This window comes from Saprospiraceae bacterium (assembly GCA_016714025.1).
GTDB lineage: Bacteria > Bacteroidota > Bacteroidia > Chitinophagales > Saprospiraceae > Vicinibacter.
In genome coordinates this window covers 700,497-722,664 of the sequence record JADJOB010000001.1, presented here as the reverse complement: position 1 = coordinate 722,664, position 22,168 = coordinate 700,497, and the positions used below count along the sequence as shown (strand labels likewise).

Annotated in this window: 20 protein-coding genes; 13 read left to right on the top strand and 7 right to left on the bottom strand. The window is 36.3% G+C overall.

Annotated elements, in window-relative coordinates; genetic code table 11:
* Window positions 1-53 precede the first annotated feature (53 nt).
* The 3 genes from IPJ80_02750 (at window position 54) to IPJ80_02740 (ending at window position 3,240) form a co-directional block, all read left to right on the top strand.
* On the top strand, window positions 54-1,079 hold the full coding sequence (locus IPJ80_02750; protein MBK7912401.1) for an exo-alpha-sialidase: 1,026 nt from the start codon (window positions 54-56) through the stop codon (window positions 1,077-1,079).
* A 7-nt stretch (window positions 1,080-1,086) separates the two neighbouring features.
* A complete protein-coding gene (locus IPJ80_02745; protein ID MBK7912400.1) occupies window positions 1,087-1,986 on the top strand; it encodes a winged helix-turn-helix transcriptional regulator in 900 nt (299 codons plus the stop codon).
* 240 nt (window positions 1,987-2,226) lie between these two features.
* The gene (locus IPJ80_02740; protein MBK7912399.1) at window positions 2,227-3,240 is read left to right on the top strand and encodes a hypothetical protein; all 1,014 of its coding nucleotides are present in this window, start codon (window positions 2,227-2,229) and stop codon (window positions 3,238-3,240) included.
* A gap of 11 nt (window positions 3,241-3,251) precedes the next feature.
* Here the strand turns inward: IPJ80_02740 and IPJ80_02735 are convergent, their stop codons facing one another.
* Window positions 3,252-3,584, bottom strand: a complete 333-nt coding sequence (locus IPJ80_02735; protein MBK7912398.1) for a hypothetical protein — start codon at window positions 3,582-3,584, stop codon at window positions 3,252-3,254.
* Between the two features lie 70 nt (window positions 3,585-3,654).
* On the opposite strand from IPJ80_02735, the gene IPJ80_02730 reads away from it, so the two are divergent.
* Complete coding sequence (locus IPJ80_02730) at window positions 3,655-5,172, top strand: serine hydrolase (protein MBK7912397.1); 1,518 nt, start codon at window positions 3,655-3,657, stop codon at window positions 5,170-5,172.
* Between the two features lie 104 nt (window positions 5,173-5,276).
* Complete coding sequence (locus IPJ80_02725) at window positions 5,277-5,795, top strand: energy transducer TonB (protein ID MBK7912396.1); 519 nt, start codon at window positions 5,277-5,279, stop codon at window positions 5,793-5,795.
* A gap of 163 nt (window positions 5,796-5,958) precedes the next feature.
* Here IPJ80_02725 and IPJ80_02720 read toward each other — a convergent pair whose 3' ends face one another.
* Window positions 5,959-7,239, bottom strand: a complete 1,281-nt coding sequence (locus IPJ80_02720; GenBank protein MBK7912395.1) for a T9SS type A sorting domain-containing protein — start codon at window positions 7,237-7,239, stop codon at window positions 5,959-5,961.
* Window positions 7,240-7,441: 202 nt separating this feature from the next.
* On the opposite strand from IPJ80_02720, the gene atpB reads away from it, so the two are divergent.
* The 6 genes from atpB to atpG all read left to right on the top strand — a co-directional run bounded on the left by atpB (window position 7,442) and on the right by atpG (window position 12,799).
* Window positions 7,442-8,749, top strand: coding sequence for a F0F1 ATP synthase subunit A (atpB, locus tag IPJ80_02715; protein ID MBK7912394.1), 1,308 nt, complete (start codon window positions 7,442-7,444; stop codon window positions 8,747-8,749).
* A 55-nt stretch (window positions 8,750-8,804) separates the two neighbouring features.
* Window positions 8,805-9,011 carry an ATP synthase F0 subunit C gene (gene atpE, locus IPJ80_02710; GenBank protein ID MBK7912393.1) on the top strand — a complete coding sequence of 69 codons (207 nt, stop codon included), beginning with the start codon at window positions 8,805-8,807 and terminating at the stop codon, window positions 9,009-9,011.
* 77 nt (window positions 9,012-9,088) lie between these two features.
* Window positions 9,089-9,607 (top strand): F0F1 ATP synthase subunit B, encoded by a 519-nt coding sequence (atpF, locus tag IPJ80_02705; protein ID MBK7912392.1) that lies wholly within the window; start codon window positions 9,089-9,091, stop codon window positions 9,605-9,607.
* A gap of 24 nt (window positions 9,608-9,631) precedes the next feature.
* Window positions 9,632-10,201, top strand: coding sequence for an ATP synthase F1 subunit delta (gene atpH, locus IPJ80_02700; protein ID MBK7912391.1), 570 nt, complete (start codon window positions 9,632-9,634; stop codon window positions 10,199-10,201).
* 83 nt (window positions 10,202-10,284) lie between these two features.
* Entirely contained in the window at window positions 10,285-11,874 is a 1,590-nt protein-coding gene (locus IPJ80_02695; GenBank protein ID MBK7912390.1) for a F0F1 ATP synthase subunit alpha, read from the top strand.
* A 28-nt stretch (window positions 11,875-11,902) separates the two neighbouring features.
* Window positions 11,903-12,799 (top strand): ATP synthase F1 subunit gamma, encoded by an 897-nt coding sequence (gene atpG / locus IPJ80_02690; GenBank protein MBK7912389.1) that lies wholly within the window; start codon window positions 11,903-11,905, stop codon window positions 12,797-12,799.
* A 265-nt stretch (window positions 12,800-13,064) separates the two neighbouring features.
* On the opposite strand, the gene IPJ80_02685 is transcribed toward atpG, so the two are convergent.
* Complete coding sequence (locus tag IPJ80_02685; GenBank protein MBK7912388.1) at window positions 13,065-14,507, bottom strand: T9SS type A sorting domain-containing protein; 1,443 nt, start codon at window positions 14,505-14,507, stop codon at window positions 13,065-13,067.
* 144 nt (window positions 14,508-14,651) lie between these two features.
* Here IPJ80_02685 and IPJ80_02680 point away from each other — a divergent pair, with 144 nt between their 5' ends.
* Together IPJ80_02680 and IPJ80_02675 are read left to right on the top strand one after the other, a co-directional pair.
* Window positions 14,652-15,641 (top strand): NTP transferase domain-containing protein, encoded by a 990-nt coding sequence (locus tag IPJ80_02680; GenBank protein ID MBK7912387.1) that lies wholly within the window; start codon window positions 14,652-14,654, stop codon window positions 15,639-15,641.
* Window positions 15,642-15,712: 71 nt separating this feature from the next.
* The gene (locus IPJ80_02675) at window positions 15,713-16,435 is read left to right on the top strand and encodes a hypothetical protein (protein MBK7912386.1); all 723 of its coding nucleotides are present in this window, start codon (window positions 15,713-15,715) and stop codon (window positions 16,433-16,435) included.
* A 61-nt stretch (window positions 16,436-16,496) separates the two neighbouring features.
* Here IPJ80_02675 and IPJ80_02670 read toward each other — a convergent pair whose 3' ends face one another.
* The 4 genes from IPJ80_02670 to IPJ80_02655 all read right to left on the bottom strand — a co-directional run bounded on the left by IPJ80_02670 (window position 16,497) and on the right by IPJ80_02655 (window position 22,114).
* Window positions 16,497-19,631, bottom strand: coding sequence for an ATP-dependent helicase (locus IPJ80_02670; protein ID MBK7912385.1), 3,135 nt, complete (start codon window positions 19,629-19,631; stop codon window positions 16,497-16,499).
* Between the two features lie 63 nt (window positions 19,632-19,694).
* Window positions 19,695-20,477: a sulfite exporter TauE/SafE family protein gene (locus tag IPJ80_02665; GenBank protein MBK7912384.1), complete on the bottom strand. Its 783-nt coding sequence runs from the start codon at window positions 20,475-20,477 to the stop codon at window positions 19,695-19,697.
* Complete coding sequence (gene mce / locus IPJ80_02660; protein ID MBK7912383.1) at window positions 20,464-20,883, bottom strand: methylmalonyl-CoA epimerase; 420 nt, start codon at window positions 20,881-20,883, stop codon at window positions 20,464-20,466. Before mce ends, IPJ80_02665 begins: the two co-directional genes overlap by 14 nt.
* A gap of 28 nt (window positions 20,884-20,911) precedes the next feature.
* Complete coding sequence (locus tag IPJ80_02655; GenBank protein ID MBK7912382.1) at window positions 20,912-22,114, bottom strand: DUF3667 domain-containing protein; 1,203 nt, start codon at window positions 22,112-22,114, stop codon at window positions 20,912-20,914.
* Window positions 22,115-22,168 lie beyond the last annotated feature (54 nt).

Genomic DNA, 22,168 nt, shown 5'->3' with positions numbered 1-22,168 from the left:
TACTTTTAGGTTGCCTGTACTTTTGGCTCATTGTTTAATTTAAATTTTTAGCCATGCAAATCCTTATGATCGCGTTTTTTTTCTTTTTTCAATCCTTCCTTGTTAAGGTACAACAGCAGGAATGTAAGAGTCCAGTTGCTTCTAAAATTATATACCAATCCAAAGATGGTGGGCGGACCTGGCAGGATATCAGCGCAGGCCTTCCTCCAAAATTCAATGCACAGGGTGTTTATACAGAAGAAGGCAAATTAATTTTAAGTTTTGATAAAGGTTTATACCGATGCAATACCAATAATTCCATTCCAAATTGGGCCCCGGAGTCTTTTTTTGATCGCCCCGTTTCAAATGTTTACAAATGCAATGGAGGACTCTTTGCACACAATTTTGAAGATGGTTTTTACCAGGAGATCGTAGGAGCAGGCATTTGGGTGCCCGTATTTTCTAAGATGAATGTGAATGGTGTCAGAAGCATTATGAATTCGCCGGATGGGAGCATGTTGTTAAGTTCTGAAAAGGGTATTTTTAAATCAAATGACAAAGGAGTTAACTGGAGAAAGGTTTGCTCTGAGATCGGTGTATTTAAAATAACTTTAGGGGATGGCGTTCTGATAGGAGCAACGAATAAAGGATTGATCCGCTCAACAGATTCTGGAGAACATTGGGAATTTACCCTGGAAGAAGGCCGCTCCATTCGGCAAACAAAATTTGCTGCCGGGCGTTTTTTTGCAATAAGCAGTTGGACAGGCACATTTAAAGAAGTTATGGCAAATCCGGCTTTATACGGCAACAGACTGATAGTTTCTGAAGATAAAGGAAAAACCTGGCGTAGAATAGATGAAAATCTGACGCCCATTCGATTTGCAATTACTCCGGAAGAGGGTAAAATGCAAGCTCCGTCCATAAACGACGTGGAGCAAGTTGGGGAATCCCTCTTTTGCAGTATGGACAATGGAATTTTCAAATCCAACGACCTTGGAAAAACCTGGAAAATGGTCCTGCCAAATTCAGGAAGACAGTCATTTCGATTTGCGGTTTCTGGAAATGTTATCTATGCAGTCTTAGTATTTTCCGGATGTTAAAAAAATCATGCTAATTTTCGGGATGTTTTCTTGTCAACTCAGTAAAACGATTCAAATCTTTTATTTTTTTGGAATGCTCTTGTTTATAGGGTTTCCTGCCTTTGCTGCTTCAGAAAAAAATGAAGATTTGGATCCTGAAAAAATAAACCTGGCATTGCGTCGGACTGCAGACGGATTGTTGCGAATAGCAGGAGATAGTAGCAGTAGAATCCCTGCAGTGGAGCAAGCAGGGCCATTAGTCTGGCGTATTCGACTTGAACAAACATTTCGATACGAATTGCTTCCGATGCTTTTGCAAAATGCACTTGATTTATATGACATTCAACGGGCATATCAAGTGGCAATCAAACGATGTGAAGATGGAGGAATTGACTTGGGATACCATCAATTTGATTTTCTCCAAAATAAAAACGTGCCTTGTTCGGGAAGAGAACTGTCAACCACTTGCCATTATATTGAAATTAGTTTTTTAAAAACTGCCGGAGAATCCCGCTTGTGGTTAGCTAAAAGTGGTTTTCTATTACTGATTTTAGCAAGCATTGTTGGTTTTTGGTTATTCTATAAAAGAAAATTATCCGGTATTACCAACCAAAACTTGGAAACCGAATGCCTGAGTTTGGGCAATTCTCAATTGGATGTAAATGGCCAGCAATTGATTTGCGGAGGGATCAGACAATCCCTCACCTTTCGTGAAACTAAGTTATTGCGATTGTTTGCAATCAGCCCCAATCAATTGCTTGAAAGGGATTTTATTTTAAGTCAGGTTTGGGCAGATGAAGGGGTTTTGGTTGGACGAAGCATCGATGTGTTTGTTTCAAGATTGCGCAAAAAAATAGCAGCCGATCCTTCCATTGGCATCGTAGCAATTCATGGAATAGGCTACCGCCTTGAAACTGGAAAATTATAATTGAAACATTGACTAAAGTATATTTCACTTTGTCAGTTTTACAATTCATAGATAGTTTATAGGCGTGGACTGTTCAAGGAGCACTATTTATGTGCGATTAAAAAAACTTATCTACGGATTGTATTGATTGGAAGCCAAGTAAGACAGTCGGCATTTTAATTAATTTATGATTTATTTAAAGTTCAATTGGCAACCATTGGGTATACCATTTCGTATTAACTTATCAAATTGATAAAAATTATGAAAAGAAGTAATTTCCTAAAAAGCATAGGTATTGCAGGAATGGGTTCAATAATACCTCTTAATGTTTTCAAAGCAAAACAATCTGAACGAGAAGGATTTTTACCTCCAAATTGTGTATTGATACCTACTGAAACGGCAGGACCATTTCCATTGGATTTAACAGAAAACTCTAAATTTTTTAGAAAGAACCTGATTGAAAATAAAACCGGAGTTCCATTGCATTTAAAATTGAGAGTCATTGGATCGGAAAATTGTTTGCCGATGAATAATGTTCGGGTAAATATCTGGCATTGTGATAAAGATGGGTTGTATAGTGGTTATAGTCAACAAAATAATCAAGGTCAAGCAGGACAGACCTATCTGCGCGGATACCAGTTTGCCGATGCAAATGGGGAGGTTCAATTTGAAACGATTTTTCCTGGTTGGTACAATGGTCGAATTTGTCATATCCATTTTCAGGTTTATGTAAGTTCAGTTTATGCTGCAATTTCTCAATTAACATTTCCATTGGATATTAAAAATAAAATTTATACGGATAATTCCAGTTTATATACTAAGGGAGCCGACCCAATGAGTTTAAATTCCGATATGATTTTTGCAGATGGCTATGCATATCAACTCGCAAGTTTAACACCAAACCTTAAGGATGGCGGATATGATGCCTATTTAGAGGTTACAATTCAAGGAAATGGTATGACTGGTTTAGCCAATTTGGAACCAGAGAATTACGGACAATTCAGTTTGAAACAGAATTATCCAAACCCATATATAGCTGAAACTGTAATCCCATTTATATTGGAATATCAATCAGACGTCCAGTTGGAACTTTATAATCTGGAAGGACAAAAGTTATATTCTATAAGAAAAGATCAATTGGCAATAGGCCATCAAGAAATTAAATTGAATTTAAATGCATTAAGATTGCCGCTTGAAAACTATGTTTATCAATTGGAGGTCAAAAATAGAAATGGAATATTTAGAAGTTGTAAAATGATGACGGCTGCAAATTAAAATTTATCCATTTAAATATTTAGCCAGGCAAACATTTTCCTTTTTGATAAATACAAAAGATCCTTTTCAAATTGATAAGCTTCTTGTTCAAAGCGAATTAAAAAATAAGCTCTGCGGGAATCCATTCCCCGAAAACGATTGCGTAAATATTCATAGCCATAAATTAGATAAAAAAACACAATCAGGGTTTCCAATTGTTGTTTCAAATGAATTTTCTCATGATTTATTAATATGGGATCTTTGGCGTACCGTTGTTCGCGTAAAAAAATAAAAGGCCATAAGGTAATTGCAGATGCAAATTCACCGGTAAGGATGCGTAAAATATATTTATTAACCAGGATCATTTAAAATTATCATAAAAGTAAGGGGATAATCCGGATCTTTGAATCTCATAATCGTAGTTCATTCTTATTTATGAAAATACTCAATTACCTCTTTTTGTTTTGGTCGCTAACTATAAGCGCTCAATCCACCACACCTTCTTTTGTTAAGGATAGTTTAGAAGTGTATATCCAACGAGCTTTAAAAGATTGGCAACTTCCAGGATGTGCAGTAGCAATCATCAAAGAAGGTCAAATTGTCTTGGCAAAGGGCTATGGTTTGCGGGATGTAGAGTTGAATCTTCCGGTAGACGAACACAGTTTATTCATGATAGCCTCTAATTCAAAGGCTGTTACCGGTTTGTGTTTAGCAAAACTCGAACAAGAGAAAAAGTTATCGTTGAACGATAAGGTTCAAAAATGGCTCCCATCTTTTAAATTGTTTGATCCAAATGCCACTGCGATGGTGACGATCAAAGATGTGGTTTCGCATCGAATTGGATTTGAGACCTTTCAGGGAGATTTTTGTCATTGGGCTACCAACACAAGTCGGGAGGATGTCATTCGCAGAATGGGATTGATTCAACCGGTTTATAATTTTAGAGATAAATGGGGCTATTGCAATGCTGGCTATGTGGTTGCAGGTGAAATTATTAAAAAAGCAAGTGGTTTAAATTGGGAAGATTATATCCAGGAAACATTTTTTAAACCTATGGGAATGTTCGAAACAAAATCACTTTCACGTGATTTTGAACAGACCGCCAATCATTGTTCACCTTATACCTTATATTTAGATAAAGTGGTAAAATTGGCCGTCCCTCAAATTGATAACCTGGCACCTGCAGCGAGTATCTGCAGTTCGGTTTCCGATTGGGCTAAATGGGTCAAAATGATTTTAGATAAAGGGCAATGGAATGGACAACAGATTTTACCCGAAGCAGCTATCAATCAAACGATGACACCGGTATCCATACGAGGGAACTTTAAACCACCATTCAATACAGGTCATTTTTCTATGTATGGAATTGGCTGGGATCTGGTGGAATATTGTGGAAGGAAAGTGGTTTCACACACTGGTGGAGCAGATGGATTTGTAACATCAGTGAGCCTAATTCCGGAAGAGCGACTGGGGATCATCGTTTTTACCAATTCCGATGCCAATGCATTTTACCAAGCTCTAAAATGGGAGATCACGGACGCATATTTAGATAAACCATATCGAAATTACAGTGGGGTATATCTTAAAAATAACCTAAAAGCACTTCAAAAAGATCGAGAGTGGCATCAAGCGGTCCGAGATTCCATCAGTAAAGCTGGCGAGACACCCATTCCAATAAGTAAATACGCAGGGGTTTATCAAAATAAAGTATATGGTGAAGTGGTTTTAAAGACTGAAGGAAAAAATTTACGGATGACCATGGAACACCATCCCAACCAATCCGCATTACTAGAATATATGGGTTCGGATCGTTTTTTATGTACCTATACCAATCCAACCCTTGGAATCAAAGTATTCCCATTTATTTTGAGGAAAAATAAGGTAAAATCCTTCACTTTGGCCTGTGCTGACTTTGTAGAATTCACCAACTACGAGTTTATAAAGAAACATTAAAAATATTCTTTATCAATGCGTTTCAAATCCTCAAGTTTGTTTTAGATTTGTGCTACCCATGATCAGGGAGTAATCCCCATTTTTCAAAACTTCTAAATCAAGCTGTGAATTGTAACAAATTCATATTAGTACTGGTATATCTATTTGTGATCATTGGTAAGCTAATCGGTCAGTCGCTGGCATCTGTCAGCAGACCTGAGATCATTGGTGACCATTTTGATACCATTCGATACATAAACTCCAATGCTAAGGAAGATTTTCATTTGGTAAAGACTACTTTATACAAACGGGTAGAGAAAATGCCTGTTTTTGCTGGCTGCGAAACCGATCTGGATCCGGAAGAATGCAGCAAAAAACGATTAATCGACCTTCTTTATAATCACATTAAATATCCTGTGGATGCTAAAAAACAACGCATTCAAGGCGTCGTGTATGCTAAATATGTGGTCCGGACGGACGGAAGCCTGACTGGAATCCGCATCGAGCGGGGCATTGGCGGAGGTTGTGACGAAGAAGTTCTCCAATTTATCAATCAACTTCCAAAATACATCCCCGGTTATCAGGATGGGAAAGCGGTACCGGTTCAAATTACCTTACCGGTAAAATTCAAATTGATGAAATAACCAAAAGGTTCCAATATTTAATGCTCTTCTTTTGGCTCTAAATTGAATTTAAATTAACCCTTTCAGTCTAAAATAAACAAATTAACTGACCATAAAAAAAAACTGAATCTGTAATTTAACAGATCCAGTTTTTTCATATTAAATAAGGTTTTACCTGTGTAGATTATTTTAGAACACTAAATTTCCGAACGATACGCTGATTATTGGATTCAAATAAAACAAAATAAATACCTGAATGAACGGTACGCTCTAAATCACCCAATCGAATATTTATTTTGTCACTGATTTGAAGGATACTTTGTTTATGGATTACTTGATTTTGACTGTTTAAAATTTGCAATTTCCCTGAATATACAGGATAGATAAATTCAATAGTCAGTTCATCCTGCACAGGATTAGGGTAAACCGCAAAATCATTGTCTAACTCTTCCAAAAATTCCTGATTAATTGATTCACTATGCGGATTGGCGCCGAACCCTGTATCTGCAGCGGATAGTCCATTACCGCAAGTTGAACCATTACATGGACCTAAGAACCCACCTTTATTAATGTGGTTTTGCACAGCAGAATAATAGGTGCAAACAGTTTGTCTTCCACCACTAGGTGTTTTAGTACAAACGATGACTTTTGTACCTCCTCCGCATTTCCATGCTGCAATGACATTGGCTTCGCCTGGTGGATATTTGCAATCCGGTTTTCCGTCCCCGTTAGCGTCAACGCGATCATCCCCACCAGGACATTGATCACAAGCATCGCCTACACCATCGCAATCGCTATCAGCCTGACTGGGGTTATAGTTATTTCGGCAATTGTCATTTTCTAAACAAATGCCATCAGCATCCGCATCGCGACAACACAATTGAGTTAATTTTACTGAATACGAACCACTATTATCACCGTATATTCCGTCATCCACTCCAACTCTAAGTTTAGATGGACCATTTGGAGCAGGAATCAAAAGATTCATATTAATGATAAAAGAGTAAACATTATTGCTTTGGAATGCAGGAACATAGGGTGGACTAACTTCAGAATTGCTTATAATATCAAATACAATTTTACGGTAGGCATTATCATTTGTATTGCCTGAAACGGAAGGGTCTATGGTTGTAACGAGCTGATAATAATTTGCATCATGGGTTGGATTTCCAGGCAAATCATAATAAAAAGCATCATTGATTAATGTGGATAATGAATTTCCGGTTCCGCTAACTGTTACTAAAACATAGTCTTTATAGAGGGTATTCGATAATCCACCGGATGGATCATTAAAATTTGCATTAACCGTTTCTTGATTACCGCAAGGATTGTAGATAGTACCGCCGATTAAATAATTTTGGGCAAACATTTTATTATTCATACCTGATAAGATCAGAATGAATAAGTAAGCACATAAAATTTTTCGAAATCTAAATGAAAGAATTGGATGTTGAATGGTTTCCATAAGCATGTTGAATTTGAGTGATTGAAAAAGGAGAAGCAGGAGTCAATTGCTTGTTCCCGGTTCCCAAATATATGAATTTGTTAAATACGTTTTCAATTTTATTAAGTATTTATTGACGTATTTTTTTAAAAATGACCTATTTTATCTGAGTTTGTGGGCTTACCTTTGCAGCGATTTTACAAAAGGCCTCTCAAATTGGCTTATGAAGCAGATTAAAATTTTGTTTTTATTGGTATTTATTGGCATTGGCAAAATTTATTGCCAGGAAAATGGCCATAGTGGGACTAATTCTTCTGCTACTGGACATGAACATGCCCCCGGTGATGGGCACAACCATGGGCAAGAAGCTCAAATGGCAAGTCCAGGAGCTCCCGCCGCACATGCCGAAGACCATGGGAATGCCAAATTTGATCCAAAGGCCACCGCTTTTCATCATATTTCTGATTTAAATGTGTACAGCATAGGACCTTGGAATTTTCCATTGCCTTGTATTTTATATGCTCCGGCAAAAGGATGGTCTGTATTTTCTTCATCTAAATTTCATATTGACAATGCCCATCATGGATCCGGACATTTAGCGATTGAAGGATATGTGCTCAATCATGGAAGGGTAAATCATATTGCCGATCCGGCTTTTACAGAAAAAGAGGCAGCCATTCAGGAAATTATTACAAAAAAGCAAATAGTAGACGGAAAAGAAAAAGATCGCGACTTTGCTGTGATCAATGGGGTAGAATATGTTCTGGATAAGCCCAGTACCGCAGACGGCGGATTGTTTCAAGGTGGAATCAGTTCATTTTATGATTTTTCCATTACTAAAAATGTAATGAGTATGATCCTGGTGTTTATACTCTTAAGCTGGGTCTTTATTTCCATGGCCAGACAATACAAGAAAGCGCCGGGTACTGCACCTAAAGGTGCTCAATTATTATTTGAGCCAATGATATTATTCATACAAGATGAAGTAGCAAAACCATTTTTAGGTCATAAATGGCAACGTTTTTTGCCTATGTTATTGGCTATTTTCTTTTTTGTGCTGGCTTTAAATTTATTTGGTCAAATTCCTTTTCTGGGTGGTTCGAATGTAACTGGTAATTTATCATTTACCATGGTAATTGCACTGATCAGTTTTTTTATTGTCAATATCAACGGAAATAAACATTACTGGCAACATATCTTTTGGATGCCAGGAATACCGGCTTGGGTAAAAACAATTCTTACTCCGGTTGAAATATTGGGGGTATTTATTAAACCATTGACATTAATGCTGCGATTGTTTGCAAACATAACAGCAGGTCACATGGCTATTTTGATATTTATAAGCTTGATTTTCATATTTGGGAATTCAGGTGCAAACTTAGGCGCAGGCCTAGGTGCATCCATCGGTTCGGGTTTATTAACTGTTTTTATGATGTCTATTGAATTATTGGTAGCCGTCATACAGGCATTTGTGTTTACTTTATTGACAGCTTCATATATCGGAGCTGCAACAGAAGAAGCACATCATTAAACCAATTGAAAATCAGAAATAAGATTTTAAAGAGTAACTATATAAATTTTTTATTATGGGAGGTTCAATTGCTGCAATTGGTATGGGTCTGGCTGCTATCGGCGCCGGAATCGGAGTAGGAACAATCGGTGGAAAAGCATTAGAAGCTATTGCACGTCAGCCAGAAGCATTAGGCGATATTCGCGCTAATATGATTTTGACTGCGGCTTTGGTTGAAGGTGCTGCATTGATTGCAATTCTTTTTGCATACCTCGTAGCCTAAACGAATTTGATTGGTATCCGGCGGTTGGCTTGGGTACCTTTCTTTTAAAATTTAAATAAAAGAAAATGCTAAATACGATTCATAGTTTTTTTCTGGTTGATTTTTCACCCCTTAAACCTGATTTTGGTTTATTGTTTTGGTCAAGTTTATTTTTTATTTTATTCTGGACGCTCATTGGAAAATTTGCTTTTAAACCAATAGTAAAAGCATTAAAAGATCGTCAGGATGAAATTCAAAATTCATTGGATGCAGCAAAAACGGCTCGTTCAGAAATGTCCAATCTAAAAGCTGAAAATGAACGCATATTGGCTGAAGCCCGTGAGGAAAAAATGAATATTATTAAAGAAGCGAAAGAATCAGCTACTTTATTAGTTACTGAAGCACGCGATAAAGCAAAAGAAGAAGCTCAACGATTATTGCAACAAGCTAAATTGGATATTGAGACAGCTAAGAAAGCAGCAATGGTTGATGTCAAAAATGAAATTGGGGTAATGTCCTTGCAAATTGCGGAAAAAATTATACGCAAACAACTGACAGATCAAAAAGCCAATGTAGAGTATGTTGAAAAATTGGTGGACGAAATTAAGTTGAACTAGAATTAATAAAAATTAAGACAAACTATGTCGCAAATTCAAATAGCCGAACGTTATGCCAAATCATTAATTGAATTGGCACAAGAGCAAAACAAACTGGTCAAGATCAGTGAAGATGTTTTATCTCTTGAAGCCGTTTGCAATCACAAAGAATTTGCAGCCATGCTTCAGAGTCCGATAATCAATTCAGATAAAAAATCAGCTATATTTAAAGAATTGTTTACCGGAAAAATGGATGAGTTAAGTTTTCAATTCATCCAATTACTGATTCAAAAAGGACGTGAATCCTTATTGCCTTCAATTTCTTCAGCTTTTATCCGACAGTATAGAACCATTCGTAAAATAAGAATTGCACGGGTTCTTTCAGCGACTGTTTTAAATGAAGCAGAATTGGTTAACATAAAAAACCGTTTTTCAGGATGGTTAAAACCTGGAGAAACAATGGAGCTTCATCAAAAACTAGATCCAACTTTAATTGGTGGATTTGTATTTGAAATGGGAGATCAGAATTGTGATGCCAGTATCAAAAGACAACTTGAAGAGATGAAAGAAAGTTTATACGATAAGAGTTATATCAGTTTAGTAGAAAAAAGATAATTAAAGTAAAAATTAATCAACTATCAACTATCAACTATCAACTATCAACTATCACCTAACAACTAACAACTAACAAAAACAATATGGTATCAATCAGACCAGAGGAAATTTCAGCAATACTCAAACAACAAATTTCCGGAGCGAATAGCGCAGCTTCATTAGAAGAGGTAGGAACCGTACTGCAAGTCGGAGATGGAATTGCCCGTGTTTATGGATTGGCTAATGCACAAGCTGGTGAATTAGTGGAATTCGAAACAGGCGTTCAAGCCATCGTATTAAACCTGGAGGTCGACAACGTGGGCGTTGTATTGATGGGTCCATGGGATGGAATTAAAGAAGGTTCTAAAGTTAGAAGAACAGGAAAAATTGCATCTATAGAAGTTGGGGAAGGAATGGTTGGTCGTGTTGTAAATCCATTGGGTCAGGCAATCGATGGAAGAGGTCCTATAACAGGTACTAAATATGAAATGCCTTTGGAGCGTAAAGCACCGGGTGTAATTTTTCGTCAACCGGTAAACGAACCGCTTCAAACCGGAATCAAGGCTATTGATTCTATGATTCCAATCGGTAGAGGTCAACGTGAATTAATTATTGGCGACCGTCAAACAGGAAAGACGGCCATTGCATTGGATACCATCATTAACCAAAAGGAATTTTATGATCGGGGCGAACCTGTTTATTGCATCTATGTTGCTTCTGGTCAAAAATCTTCAACCGTTGCTAAAGTTGCCAGAACACTCGAAGAGTATGGCGCAATGCCTTATACAGTTATCGTTTCTGCATCAGCATCTGATCCAGCACCACTTCAATTTTTTGCGCCATTTGCCGGTGCAGCAATTGGAGAGTTTTTCCGCGATACAGGAAGACCAGCTTTGGTGATTTATGATGATTTATCAAAACAAGCAGTTGCATATCGCGAGGTATCCTTGTTGTTGCGCCGCCCACCAGGACGTGAAGCGTATCCAGGAGACGTATTTTATTTGCACTCTCGCTTATTGGAGCGCGCTGCTAAGGTGATCAATAATGATGAAATCGCTCGCAATATGAATGACCTTCCGGATTCCTTAAAAAAAGCTGGAATTGTTAAAGGAGGTGGATCATTAACTGCATTGCCAATCATCGAAACACAAGCAGGTGACGTTTCTGCATATATTCCAACCAATGTGATTTCAATTACAGATGGTCAGATCTTTTTGGAATCAAATTTATTTAATGCAGGGATTCGTCCGGCAATCAACGTAGGTATCTCAGTATCACGGGTTGGTGGAAACGCGCAGATTAAATCCATGAAAAAAGTTGCCGGTACCTTAAAATTAGATCAGGCTCAGTTCCGCGAATTGGAAGCTTTTTCAAAATTTGGTTCGGACCTCGATGCGGCTACAAAAGCGGTATTGGATAAAGGAAAACGCAACGTAGAAGTATTGAAGCAATCACAATACAGCCCAGTTTCAGTAGAAAAACAAGTTGCCATCATCTATTTAGGTACAAATAATTTATTAAAAGATGTTCCTGTTGAAAAAGTAAAGGATTTTGAAAATGTTATTTTAACAGAACTGGAACAAAGACATCCTTCCATTTTAGATAATTTCCGGAAAGGATTGATGAATGATGAGGATATTAAAACGCTTCGGGGTATAGCAACTGAAATGAGTTCGCAATATCGCAATGCATAAGGATTTATAAAAAGCAGAATTTTAAAACATGGCAGCCAATTTAAAAGAAGTCAGAAATAGAATTAAATCTGTAATCTCTACCCAACAGATTACTAAAGCTATGAAGATGGTATCTGCTGCTAAATTAAGAAGAGCACAACAAGCAATTCAACAGTTCAGACCTTACGCAAATCGCTTGAATGTTACTTTAAGTCATATCATGTCTGGCGGAGATGCCGGCTCAGGTTTGTCTTTTGGTAAATCAACAGATAAAAACAAGGTCTTGTATGTAGTAGTTACATCCGATAGAGGACTTTGCGGTGCATTCAATTCAAATATATTGAAAGCAGGTTATTCTTATTTGAAAGAACATTATGCAAATCAGCTTGCTTCCGGTAATGTAAGTTTTCTATGTATTGGAAAAAAAGGATTTGAATATTACAGAAGACGTTTTCCCAACGCACATTTTATTACTGAATATCAGCATTTATATGCTAATACAGATTTTGAATTGGTTTCACGTCTTGCAGATCGCCTTATGATAGATTTTAATCAAGGCACTTTTGACCAAATTGAATTGTATTATAGCCGTTTTAAAAATGCCGCTACACAATTTCCAGAGCGCGAGCAGTATTTGCCGGTAGCAAAATTGGATTCATTGACCGGGAGTACGACCACAACAAAAGCGGATTATATTTTTGAACCGGATCAACAGCAATTGCTGGAAGAATTAATTCCTTCTATTTTGCAATCGCAATTATATAAATGCATCCTGGATACACAAGCTTCTGAACACGGCTCCCGAATGACTGCAATGGATAAAGCGACTGAAAACGCTGAAGAAATGCTTGGAGAGTTAAAAATAAACTACAACAAAGCACGCCAGGAAGCAATCACTAAGGAACTTTCTGAAATCGTCGGTGGCGCTGCTGCTCTGGCAGGCTAATGGATATTAGTTGTTAGTTGTTGGTTGATAGTTGATAGCAAGAGCAGATATATTTCTTTGCGTCTCAGTGTGAAAATGCTTATTAGCTTTTTAGCTTCTTTACTTCTTTACTTCTTTACTTCTTAGCTTTTTAGCTTCTTTGCTTCCTTGCTTCTTTTCTCCTCTTCTCCTCTACGAGAAATTAATTAGTTGATTGTTGATAGTTGTTAGTTGAAAGTAAGATGTGTTGTGATTCATTACGTCTTCGTGAAAATCAAACACTTATTTAAGTTCTAATCCATTTTAACGAATACTCCTCCTTGCCTTGTTTAATTTTAATAAGATAGATTCCTGAACTCGGAAGCGGAATTTCAACAGTACGAAATTGTTTGGATTCATGTATAAGCCTTCCCTCCAGATTGTAAATACTGCAAACATCAATTTCTTGCTCTGAATTAATTTGTAATCCTTGTTTGATAGTTAACAGTTTAATTGATTTATTTAAATCAGACTCCGTTGAACTTATAATATTCACATTTCCTTTTTTAAAACGAATTGAATTATCATTTTGATCTTGCCAGCACAAATAAAAATTACCAGAATGGAAAGCAATGTCCGGAGTAGTTTGAGTGCCACTGAGGTCTTTATTAATCCGGATGGCATGCGTTATTAGATCACTTGATTTCGTTCCAATAAAATAACTAAAAAATATATCCATGGTATTTACCAATTCATTCCATACAATTCCAACGGTATCTGCCCTTCCAGCCATTCGGGGATAGTTTTGTTGGAAGTTTCTTCCCTGGGTATGATTCATGATTTGCAATCCTTCAATTTTATTGGAAAGCAAATTGTATTTTGAATAAAAAACTTTTGAGATTCCGGTTCGGCCACTAGACCAGATACTGTGCAATTGATCTCCGTTAAAAAATCCATCTCCACCAGTTGCTGGACAAGATTGTAAATACCAATCTGCCGTATCCAATTCATGCGTGATGTCAAAACTAATTCCATTGTTGTTGGATATCGAGGCAGTCATATTTCGAATGTTGTTTCGATTGTTTCGATAAAATACTACAATGTTTTCATCTTCTGTCTCCATAGATACCGGACAACAATCACAGGCTTCACCTATTGATTTGTCGGTTACTTCTGTAAATGCATTAAAACTGTCACCAAAATCTTTAGAACGGATACTTACATATTCTGGTTGCGACCAATCAGTTTTAAAACGCATGTAACTGACGATCGGTTGTAAATCTTTATCAATGGCAATGCCTGGAAATCTGCTGTAAAACCCATTTGGAATTACAACCGGTATCGGATCGCTGAAATTTTTACCGAAATCAAATGAACGAACTAAATAAATGTTACCGGTTTCTGCGGGATCTTCTTTGTAAATAAGATAAACCACATGATTTTTTCCTGCAATTTCAGTGCTGGCCCAACTGGTAATAAAAGCCTTAGACATTTTCATATTTATATTTTGAATCCCGGTTAGCGAGTCACCTTCCCAAATAGCATAATGAATGCTTTGACTGCGATCATTTCCCCAAACAATTATACCATGTTGTGCATCAAGTGCTAAAATTCTAGGACGAATGTTTGATCCGGATCCACCGGTAAGAATTTTTTGATCTGTAGTCCAATTGATATCTTGAGCCTGCATCAATGTGAAGTAAGTCTGGAAAAATAACAACGGGATCATCAACTGAAATCGATTGAGCATATAGATTGATTTACTAGTAAATATAGCATAAATCAGGGCAGAACCCCGTCCCATTAAATTCCAACTCCAACCATTGGGTCCTTCACGGAGATTTTAATCATTCGTTCAAACAATTCGGCCTGTTTTTTGCATGAATACCATTCTATGAAAGCCATTATACCGGTTGCCGGAGCAGGAACTAAGCTCCGACCGCTTACTTATACCCAGCCGAAACCCTTGATTCCGGTGGCAGGTAAGCCAATTATCGGGTATATCCTGGACCAGTTGGTAGAGTCGGGCATCGAGGAATATGTGTTCATTTTGGGGTATTTGGGCGAGAAAATCAAAGAATTTCTAGAGGACTCATACCCAAAAATCAAAAAACAATACGTGATCCAGTCTGAACGCGAAGGTTTGGGCCAGGCAATTTATCTGTGTGGTGAATTTATAAAAGACGATCAAGAGGTTTTGATCCAATTAGGAGATACCATTTTGGACATAGACATCCAGGTGTTCATGCATTCTAAATTTAATACACTTGCCGTACGGAAAGTTCAGGATCCGCGAGAGTTTGGAGTTGTTGAACTCGATGAACAAGGAATTGTCTGCAGAATGGTTGAAAAACCACAAATACCTGTTTCAAATCTGGCAATCGTTGGTTTGTACCTGGTCAAAGAATGGCCAAAACTGATCCATTGTCTGGAAACAAATATTAAAACCGGCAGAAAAACAAAGGGTGCCTTTCACCTTACCGATGGATTAATGTGCATGCTTGAAAACAACAGCCGTTTTGAAATTATGGAGGTTAAAAACTGGTACGACTGTGGTAAAAAAGAAATTCTTTTGTCAACTAATGCTACCATGCTGAGCCGAAGGTCTAAATCACTTGATTTAAACGTTCCAGGTTCAATTTTAATTCCTCCAGTAAGTATTGGGCAAAATTGTAAAATTAATCATTCGATAATAGGCCCAAATGTCTCTATAGGAGATAACAGTCTGGTAAATAATAGTATCCTGAAAGATGCGATCATTGGCAATTTTACCAGTCTGGATGACGTTGTATTACAGCATTCCATCATTGGCAATGATGCTGTTATAAAAGGGCGTACCCAGAGTTTTAATATTGGGGACAATACTGAAATTGACATGATCTAGTAATTACTGTATTTTTGCCTTTCGTTCAGCTTAATCTTGCCTTTTGAGATGTTTTACTTAGAATTTAATGTATGATCCGACGCGCTTCAAAATCAGTTTTCCTACTTTTAAGTTGCCTGATTCTAATCCTGGCAATTGCTTGCAATTCAAACGAAGACTGTCCGCCAAATCAACTATTGGGAAGGCTTTCACTAAACCAGGAGTCAAGACCTTTTTTACCCTATGAAAGCATCCATTATTTAATGTTTTTTGACAGTGCAGCCTTGGACACTGCTTTATTAATTAATCCACAAGGTTTGGTTTTTGACAGCAGTTGGACTGTTGTTGAAAATATATGTATTGAAGATGAACTCAGGTCAGATAAATATTATTTATCTGAACATCGTACAGCAGACTATTTTGATACCGATACTGCTCGGAAATTCAGAATCATTGGAAATTTGAATATCAACGAAGATTTTCTTTCGAGAAATTCAACTCCAGCCAATCCGGTACTTTATGACGAATTAAAACTTACTGTTCACCGAACGAATCCAAGCATCAGTTCCGGCGTTGCAACTACTGAATTCGTTGCTTCCGATCGCGGTAATTCCGGAAATTTTAGTGACTCATTAAAATCACGTGTTCAGCGTTTTGCTCTGATACCTCAAATTAAAATTCTTGATTCTACTTATCAAAATGTATTTGAATTCAAGTATAGAGATACAGCGGTGTTCTATTTTAAATCAGGACGCGGGGTCGTTGCGTTTCGTGATATCAACAGCAAATGGTGGAATCTGCATAAAGCCTATTGAAACCGAGGCCTAATAAAATATTGATTTTTTCTTGACTTGCCTTCTTAAAAATAATTTATTTTTAATCTTCACTGTCCGGATCATCTTCTTCCGGCACTGAAAATTGAAAGATCTTACCAGCATTTACATAATTGCACCATTCACAATCGTCTTTTCCACAACCCGGTGTAAATTCCCGGTTAAGGATTTTTGTATAACTGGTTTTTATTAAATTTCCTAAAAATTCAAGATCCTCAGTTGTAGGATTAATTTCAATATGTTGAAATTTATCTTGCGCATCGGGCATTACAAAGTATAAGGTTGAGGTACATGATGCAGTTGCAGTCTGAGAATAATTTTTGAGCAAAATGGCATAAAAGACAAGTTGCTGCCAATAATCCGAACCATGAGGATTTTTTTCAGATGGTATTTTGACTCTGTTTTTATTTGGTTTGCCTGTTTTGTAATCCATTACGCGAATTCCTGAAGGGATCCAATCAATTCGATCCAATTTACCAGATAATGGAACGCCCTGAAATTCAGTGGGAATTTTAAATTCTGTTTTAAAATCTATTGAATTCAACCAAGTCGGAGCATGATATGCAATAAATTTGGGCAATACGCTTTTACCTTCTTCAAGATAATTTTGATATTCAAGTGTTGTAAAGTGGGATCTAAATTTTTCCATCCCTTTTTCAAAATATTTTATTACTGCATCAAATTTTCCTTGTTTAAGTAAGACTCGGTTATTCATATAATATTCAAGTGCAGTATGAACTGCATTTCCAAATCCGAGTGAAGGAGTACGTGCACTTGGTATTTGTAATACTTTTTCATAATAAAAAGCAAGAGGACAATCCAGGTATTTAGATAAAGCAGTTGGGTTAAGTCTGAATTTATGAATAAAACGTTCAAACATTTGATCTTCCAATAGTTTGTAGTCTTTTTTCATCGGACTCATGTCAATAACCATTTTGTCCAATAAGTCCGATTCATCAATTTGTACTTTTTGAGAAGTTATAGTATCCTTATGGATCATCTCGGTTACAAATTTGGACAGCGTATTTTGTTTCTTCTCTTTACTTTTAAATTTATAATAACTTAAATACAAATGCAATTTTGCCCGGGTAACTCCTACATAAAAAAGTCTTCGACGATCTTCTTCTGAATCAATTTTTTCATTAATATAACCCTCAATGAGTTTAAATCCGCTTTGGCGGGATGGACTCCAGTATTCTTGTGAATTGTGAATCATGAACACATGCTCATATTCCAATCCTTTGGCTTTATATATGGTTGACAATACTACTCCCTGACGACTGCCAATAAATTGATTTAGAGGAAGACTGATATTATTTGAAATATATTCATGCAGCAAATTGGTAAAATCAGATAAACTTGATTCAGGATGTTTTTGTGTTTCTGATTTAAGAAATTCGAAAAAGGTATTGAGAATTTGAAGGTATTGAATTTTATCAACACTGCTCAAAAGATAGGGCAACACATTAAAATCTTGTAATATTCTTTCCAGAGCGGTTTGTGGACTTAAATCCAAAACTGATTTTTTCAATTCTTGAATTTTGTGGGCAAATTCGAGAATCGCAATTGAATCTTTAATTCCAGATTTTTTAAGTTCTACTTCGTTGCCTAAAAGTTCAATAAGCGACAAATGGATTTCCTTCAATGGATCTTCTTTTATTTCGCTTCTTTTTTCTTGTAAGTACCAGGCTAATTTTGAAATATTGTCTGAAGTGATTGAAATAAAGGGTGCGTGGAGGATTTTATAGAGCAGATCATCGTTTTGAAACGGATCTTGAAATTCATGACAAATAAAATTCAGGATGTTAATTAGATGTCTAATGAGCGGTTCATGGAGTACATTGATTTGCTTGCTGGTTTGATAGGGAATTTTATTGATTTCAAACCATTTGATAAACGGTTCTGCATCTGCATTTTTTAGAAACAGAATGGCGATTTGATTTCCTGGAATTTGTTGATCTAATAATGATTTGACTGTTTGACATATATGAAGGATTTCATGTTCTTCAAATTCAAATTCATTAAAATGCGGTAAAGCAGTATAACTCTTTGAATTTCCGGATGCAATTAAGTTTTTGCTTAACGCAGCATCCAAGTTTACCATTCGCTCGGTATTGTTATTTATTACCGCATCAGCAGCATTTAAAATTAGTTGTGAAGAACGATAGTTTTCTGTCAATACGATTTTTGATGGAGCATACAAGCGGTCAAAGGCAATCATATTTTCAACATTTGCTCCCTGGAATCGATAAATGGCTTGATCATCATCACCAACCGCAAACACATTGGGTGTGTCAAAATACGATAGCAATTGACCCAGGACTTGATTTTGGGCTCCATTGGTATCTTGAAATTCATCAACTAAGATATATTGATACAGCTCCTGATATTTTGCTAATAACAGATCGTCTGTTTGGAATTTAGTGAGTACCCAACGGATCATGTCTTCAAACTCATAGCGTTCTAGTTTGTCGAGTGCATCCTGATATTTTGAGTAGAGCGAAATGGCAGCCTTGGTTTTGTCTAATTTTGCTTTCTCTTTGTCGTAGGCTGCTTGCTTAAAATCTCCAGGTTTATAAGATCCTGAACTTCTTTTATAGATATAGACAGGATTGTCTTTTTCTTTTTCCAAAAACAAATCAATGTCAAGCTGCATTTGATCTGGATTCCAGTTTTCTTTTTTAATTTTATCAAATAACTGGGGCAATGCAAATAACTCGCGTTGATAATATCTGTTGTAGCGGTAGAATAAATGGCTTCGATCCAAATCATCTAAAATTTTTAATATCAGTTGATTTTTTTCTAAGTCAGAAATAACCTCATAACTGCTGTACTGCTCAAAGCTTTCCGGATTTTCCCGGATAACCATATTACAGAATGAATGAAACGTGTGGATGGCAATTTCATAGGCTGTAGGGCCGATAAATTCCAATAAACGGTCCCGCATATTGATTGCACCGGAATCCGTAAATGTAAGACATAAGATATTTCTTGGATTAAGATCAGTTTTGAGTAGAATATTACCGATACGAATAGCAAGAATTTGGGTTTTGCCAGTTCCGGGACCTGCAATTACCAATAAAGGACCTTCCAGATTATCGACTGCTTGCTTTTGCTTATCATTGAGTTTTTGGTATGCAAACTCAAAGGAAGGATTGTTTTTTAAATGTTGCGTCATCGATCGTATGATTGAATTTAAATTTTCATATAAATATTTATATCAAAAACTAATTTTAAAAAATTAGATATTTAGTAATGATTTAAAATTTAACAGTCCAAACAATTTTAACAAAGTTATTGCCATAATAAAGTATAAAAAACGATACGCCCATGTTTCTGCATTGGGTATTTTATTTGCATAATGAGCAGTCATCCAACCTCCCAATCCTTGTCCTATTGCAATGGTTAGTCCGATGGTCCAATTTACCATTCCATAAAAATGAAATATAACAAGTGCAATCAGGGTATAGCCAGAGACCATTATAATTTTAAGTGCATTGGCTTCCAGAATATTGTATTTCATAAATACCATCATAAAGGCTAAAAGAAAAATTCCCATCCCCATTTGTATAAATCCGCCATAAAATCCAAAGCATAAAAACACCAAATTATAAATCCATGGAGACAAGTAATTGGTTTCGATGTCATTTTTCCAGGCTTTTTTTCCACGAAAAATCATAAACACAAACAAAGCCAGCATCAAAAATTTATATACTGTATAGAAAGAATTCGGAGGCAGGTAAATTGCTGAAAATGTTCCTATAATGGCACCACCAACACCCCAGAGTAAGAATTTCCAGGAACTCTCCAGTGGAAGTCGATTTGCTTTATGAAAGGATGGCAAGCTGCTTAATCCTTGAATTACGATTCCTACTCGGTTGGTTCCATTTGCAAGATTTACAGGAATTCCAAGTATTTCAGTTAAAAAACCAAGGGTGATTACAGAACCATTTCCAGCCAGAGTATTTACACAGCCTGCAATAAATCCGCCGACGATCGCATAGGTAATTTCAAATGGACTCATCTGGGGGTATTTCCTGGCAGAGTTCAATTAAAACACCGTGGCTTGATTTCGGATGCACAAAACAAACCAGTTTGTTATCTGCTCCTCTTTTGGGTTGATCGTTTAACAGCACGAATCCTGCTTGTTGGAGTCGGGTCATTTCGCTGTAAATGTCATCTACTGCAAATGCAATGTGATGGATGCCTTCCCCTCTTTTTTCAATAAATTTTGCAATGGCACTGTCTGGATGGCTGGCTTCCAGTAATTCTATTTTATTGATACCCGTTTTAAAAAATGCGGTTACTACCTGTTCAGATAAAACGCTTTCAGTTTTATATGCTTTTTGATCGAGTAATTTTTCATAAAGGTCTGTTGCAGCAGCTAAATTTTTTACTGCGATGCCTATATGTTCAATGTGTTGGAGCATGAGAATATTTTGTAATAATTAATTTAAATTATACCGTAAAAAATCCAAGTATGACTGTTATAACAAGTGCTAATAATAAAAAGATACTGTATATAAACATTAAGAGTAACGATTTAAAGAAAGTGCGCAATCTGCTTTGATCGTAATTTAACCGGAGTGCTTTCACGAGGTAGAAGTATAATAATGCAATACCAATTAAAAAGTAATAGTACTCAAGTTCGATAAAAATATTAATCAAGAAAAGGATTCCCAATACCAAAAACACAACAATGTGTAAGTGTAAGGAAAATATAAGGTATTCATAATAATTTCGCTTTCTACGAATATAAAATAAGTACAATAAAAAACCAAAAATGGGCATTAAAAAGAAAAAAGAACCGGAAGAAAATTTTATTATTTTTTCGGTCATGCGATGTACATAGTCCTCACCACCATTGGCCAATTTTAGCGTTTGTTTTACTGTAATACGGTTAAAATAATTTGGTTGTTGGTTTTTACTGAGAATAAATGAATCAATTAATTCATCGGATCCTGATTTTAATTTATTAAATTCACTTCTGGTTAAATCAAATTTAATGTTTCCAATATTTATGTTTACAGAATCCTGTTCGTTTTGTAATATTTTGTACAACGAGTCCATACTTACCGGATGATTTTTAAATTCAATATGTTTCTGCTCTATAGAATCCAGTTTCAATCTAATCGAATCAACTAAGCTCCAATGCATTTGCCCTGTTTTAGCCAGGGAATCATCTATTGAAATAGATTGTTTACTTAAGAGCAGGGAATCTGAACGATAGTTTAAGTAAGCACTGTTTAATGAGTCCAGATAAATTTGTAATTCTCTTTTTGAATCTTCAAAATATTCATCCAACTCTTGCTTTTCAAGTTCTTTCTGGTTGCTTTTATCATAAACATGAGGTGCCTGCAGACTGACAAAAAACACCAAACTCACAAACACATACAATCGGATTGGAGGCATGTAGCGTGCCCGTTTATTTTCATTGTATTCTTTGGTAATCAAGCCGGGATATCTGAGGATAACCCATATCGTATGAAAAAACTTGGAATCCAGGTGTAGTAAAGCTTCAACCAATTCTACGAGATAGTGCTTGATGGGTTGATTGGGGGTGTGGTTTTCTTGCCCACATTTTGGACAAAAGTTTTCATCCTGACCAAAATAATGGCCACAATTAGCGCAAACTTGTTGTTTAATTTTATTTCGGGCCAAAGACTGCAATTCTTAAATTACTGGAAAATTAATTCATTTTCAGCAATTACGACC